Raw genomic sequence first — 3,403 nt, 5'->3', positions numbered from 1 at the left:
CCCTAAACCTGCGTACAATACCGTATCAACCATTATTAGAATTTTAGAAACTAAAGGTTTTATTGGTCATGAAGCCTTCGGTAAGGCCCATCAATATCATCCTTTAATCAGTAGAGAAGAATATAAACGCCATGCAACAGAAAAATTGTTGGGCAATTACTTCGAAAATTCGGTAGAGAGTATGTTCTCTTTCTTCGTTAAAGAAGAAAAACTGGATTTAAGCGATGTTGATGAAATTTTAAAAATGATTAATAAAATTAAACATAAGCCAAAATGAGTTTTGCCCACTACCTATTACAGGTGAACTTATACTTAATTGTTTTTTTCGGTTYTTACAAATTACTGTTAGATAAGGAGACCTACTTCACTTTAAACCGCATTTATTTAGTAGCTGCGGGCGTTTTGTCGTTATCTATACCATTTATTCGTTTAGAATGGCTAACGGAGCAGAAAGCGGCGCAACAGGTTTATACTTCAGTTAATTGGGAAGCCGTATTAGCACAAGCAACGATTGTAACGGAGCGCAATACCGGTTTTAACTGGGGCAATGCATTCGTTTACATCTATTGCGCTGGTATTTTGTTTTTCTTAGGTAGATTGGTGTTTAACCTATTAGCGGTTAAAAAACTCATTTCAATAAGCWAGGCTGGCTCGGCTTTCTCTTTTTTTGGCAAAAAAGTAATTGATCAGGAATTGCCACAAATGGATGTGATTGATATTCATGAAGAAGCACACATCAAACAATGGCATACCGTAGATATTTTATTTTTCGAAATTATAGGGATTATCACCTGGTTAAACCCTGTGATTTACCTTTATAAAAAAGCAATTAAAAATATCCACGAGTTTTTAGCTGATGAACTTGCTGCCGAATTTCAGGGTGATAAGGCAGAATATGCGATGTTATTGCTAAGTAAGTCGTTCGGCATTTCGCCAAATGCCTTAACAAATGGCTTTTTAGAAAAATCATTGATCAAAAAAAGAATTTTCATGCTTCATAAAGAGCGGTCTAAAAAGATCGCTATTATGAAGTATGGAATTTTTATCCCTTTATTTGCCCTTCTGATTGTGTTTTCGTCGGCTACTGTCCGCAAAAATGAGAAGTTGTTATCCATTACCGATCAAATCCCTTTAGAGAAACCGATTGAGATTGTAGAAAACATGGTTACAACACCTGAGAAAATAATTGTAGCACCTAAAATTTCAGTTGATGGCAAAACAGATGCAAACTGGAAAGGATTTTACCAGTTTCTATTAAGAAATATTAAATACCCAGGCGCAGCCAGCAGTGATGAGGTACAAGGTAATGCCCAGATAAAATTTAATCTAAAAGGCGGCAGGGTTACCAATATTACATCGAATGTAGAACTGGGGGCAGGYTGCGATGAAGAAGTGATGAAAGCAATTTTATCCTATAAAGGATTTAAAACTGTAGCAGATGGCAAATATGCTTTAACGGTAAGTTTTAAAATTCCAGAATCTTCAGAAGAGTTTAAGAATAAATTATTGCCTAAATCGGATGGATATGTAAATCTGAACAAGATTAACATTATATCTTATCTTCCTAAAACCACTGAAACTGAAACCGGTGCCGTTAAATCTGAAAATACAGATAAAGTGTATGATTTCGTTTCAATCGAGAAACAACCGGAGTTTCCGGGCGGTATAGCCAAGTTTTATAAATACCTGAGTGGCAGCATCAGGTATCCAAAAATGGCGCAGGAGAATAATGTGCAAGGTAAAGTTTTCCTCAGCTTCGTGGTTGAAAAAGATGGCTCTTTAACAGATGTCCAAATCACACGGGGTTTAGGAAGTGGTACCGATGAAGAAGCGATGAGGGTTATAAAAGAATCGCCAAAATGGAACCCGGGCATCCAAAATGGTTTAGCTGTGAGGGTAAAATACAACATCAATGTTAATTTCACACTCAATGACCCCGCTAAAGAAACTAAAACAAGCAGTATACCAACAAACCGGATCACCTTTAAAGATGGCATAAATCAAGAAGCATTGATCATCTTAGATGGTGTGAGGTTGCCAAACAATAGCCAATTGAGTACTATAAATCCAAATAATATAGAATCAATTTCTGTTTTAAAAGATCAGGCAGCTGTTAGTCTTTATGGGCCAAGAGCCAAAACGGGTGTAATTCTAATTACAAGTAAAGGGTCTAAAAATAGTGCTTTCAGACCATTGGATGCAAAGGAACTTACTATCGACAAAACTTCTAATTTTTTTGAACTTAAAAGAAAATTCTAACCAAAATGAAAAATATAATCGCCTTTACCATAATGATGGGTTTTAGTTTAGTTGGTTTTGCTCAAAAGGCAGACAGCACAAAAACAACCAAAATTATACTTAGAGGCATACCCGCCTCTGGCACTGAACCCCTAATTGTAATAGATGGCAATAAACAGTATATAAGGGGCACATCATCACTTACTGAGGTTGATCCTAATAACATTGAGTCTGTAAGCATCTTAAAAGATAGTTTAGCAAGGGCTAATTATGGGGCTGATGGTTTTGCAGGTGTAATAGAAGTTAAAACCAAAAGTAATGCAGTAGGCAGTTACACACTTAAAAACAAAGCAATAAAACCTATAGACCTTACTTTGAATGGAAAAGTATCGGGCTTTAGTGTGCGCCCATTACCTAATGGCGAAGTGCCTGTCAGAAAGCGATACCTACTAAACCGAGATTTTGACCCCAAAGCAAAGCCGCTTTATGTCGTTGATGGGAAAGAAGTTTCAGAAATAAAAAACCTGGATCAACAATCTATTGAATCAATAGAAGTGCTTAAAGATTCGTCTGCAATAACTTTACATGGCGATAAGGGCAAAAATGGAGTCGTGATTATTACCACTAAAAAATCAAAAGCAACGCCCAAGAAAAACTAAATAATCAACATTTAATAAAAAAACAATGAGAAAGCTAATCTTTTTAGCCCTAACGGGCATCGCCATGTTCTTTAATTCTGCTAAAGCGCAGGATAATCAGGACAAAGTTTATGATTTTACTTCATTGGAAAAGGCTCCAGAATACCCAGGCGGCATTTCGAGGTTTTATGAGTACTTAGGCCGTGAAATTAAGTACCCCGCAGTAGCCAAGAAAGATAAAACCCAGGGCAAGGTATTTGCTTCTTTTGTGGTGGAAAAAAATGGAACTTTAACCGATGTTCAAATTACAAGAAGCTTAACCAAAGAAACCGATGAGGAGGCTTTAAGGGTATTGAACAAATCGCCAAGATGGAACCCAGGTTTAATTGATGGCAGGCCAGTGCGTGTTAAATACAATATCAACGTTAACTTTAAAATGAACTAAACTCAATATTATCAATCCGCTTAAAAACACAAAACCCCAGCAAAATTGCCGGGGTTTTATGTTTTCTCTCCTGTCTCGGAAG

4 protein-coding genes are annotated in these 3,403 nt (G+C 36.6%); all 4 read left to right on the top strand.

Annotated features, from left to right (window positions below; genetic code table 11):
• Positions 1–277 (top strand): BlaI/MecI/CopY family transcriptional regulator (locus AC1DND_RS23250; protein WP_477584964.1); only part of this gene is annotated, 277 nt, incomplete at its 5' end.
• Entirely contained in the window at positions 274–2,259 is a 1,986-nt protein-coding gene (locus AC1DND_RS23245) for a TonB family protein (protein WP_477584963.1), read from the top strand. The genes AC1DND_RS23250 and AC1DND_RS23245, both read left to right, overlap by 4 nt.
• Before the next feature lie 5 nt (positions 2,260–2,264).
• Positions 2,265–2,897, top strand: a complete 633-nt coding sequence (locus AC1DND_RS23240) for a TonB-dependent receptor plug domain-containing protein (RefSeq protein WP_477584962.1) — start codon at positions 2,265–2,267, stop codon at positions 2,895–2,897.
• A gap of 25 nt (positions 2,898–2,922) precedes the next feature.
• Complete coding sequence (locus AC1DND_RS23235; protein WP_477584961.1) at positions 2,923–3,321, top strand: energy transducer TonB; 399 nt, start codon at positions 2,923–2,925, stop codon at positions 3,319–3,321.
• The last annotated feature ends 82 nt before the right edge of the window (positions 3,322–3,403 follow it).

Source organism: Pedobacter sp. 01N416 (assembly GCF_056399685.1).
This window is presented reverse-complemented; position numbering and strand designations above follow the sequence as displayed.